Genomic DNA, 1,023 nt, shown 5'->3' with positions numbered 1-1,023 from the left:
GATTGCCCAAGGGCAACTGCGAGCAGAGTGGCCAAGTAATTTGCAGGTGAAATACACTTGGGATCAGTCGGATGATGTTAAGCTGATGCTTAGTGATCTGCAAAACAACATTCTCTCGGCAATCATTTTGGTGGTCATCGTTATTATCGCGATCTTGGGGGTAAGAACGGCATTGTTGGTTGGGATCTCTATTCCAGGATCTTTCTTAACGGGGCTGTTAGTTCTCTCTGTTTTTGGTCTTACCGTAAACATCGTGGTGCTGTTTGCCTTAATCATGGCGGTCGGCATGCTGGTGGATGGTGCAATCGTCGTCACTGAGTTTGCCGATCGGAGAATGCAAGAAGGCACGCCGCGTAAAGAGGCATACCGAGACGCAGCCAAACGCATGGCATGGCCGATCACCGCCTCTACCGCGACTACGTTGGCGGCATTTGCTCCGCTTCTTTTTTGGCCGGATATTACCGGTGAGTTTATGAAGTACTTACCGTTAACGCTAATCGCGACGTTAGCGGCGTCATTGGTGATGGCTTTGCTATTTGTGCCTGTTATTGGCGGCATTATTGGTAAACCTCAGGTTATCAATCCTAAAGCCCAACAAGAAATGGTGGCGTTGCACAACGGAAACTTTGAGAAAGCGACAGGAATTACCAAGCTTTATTACAAAACCTTGTTTGTAGCGATTCAACATCCTTGGAAAGTGCTGCTGAGCGCGGTATTGCTGGCGGGTGGTGTTGGATTTACTTACAGTAAAGCGGGGTTAGGAGCTGAGTTTTTCCCTGAAGTCGACCCGCCATTTTTCACCGTAAAAGTACGCTCTTACGGGGATCTTTCCATTAATGAGAAAGATATCGTAATGCGAGAAATTGAAAAGGTCATGCTGGGTCATGATGAGTTTGAAAGTGTCTACACTCGCACTGGATCGAGCGATAATGGTGACGAAATCGGTCAGATTCAAATAACTCCTGTGGATTGGCAATATCGTCGTAAAGTCAAAACGATCACTGAAGAACTAAAAGCTACCAC

Annotated in this window: 1 pseudogene; it reads left to right on the top strand. The window is 46.9% G+C overall.

Annotation, left to right across the window (positions count from 1 at the left end):
* Positions 1–1,023 (top strand): annotated as a pseudogene (vmeK, locus tag R8N46_RS25555) (multidrug efflux RND transporter permease subunit VmeK); the annotation flags it as partial.

It is taken from the genome of Vibrio sp. 1874 (assembly GCF_033344395.1).
GTDB classification, from domain to species: Bacteria; Pseudomonadota; Gammaproteobacteria; order Enterobacterales; family Vibrionaceae; genus Vibrio; species Vibrio alginolyticus.
The sequence above is the reverse complement of the archived record's forward strand: the minus strand, read 5'-3'. Positions and strand labels throughout refer to the sequence as shown.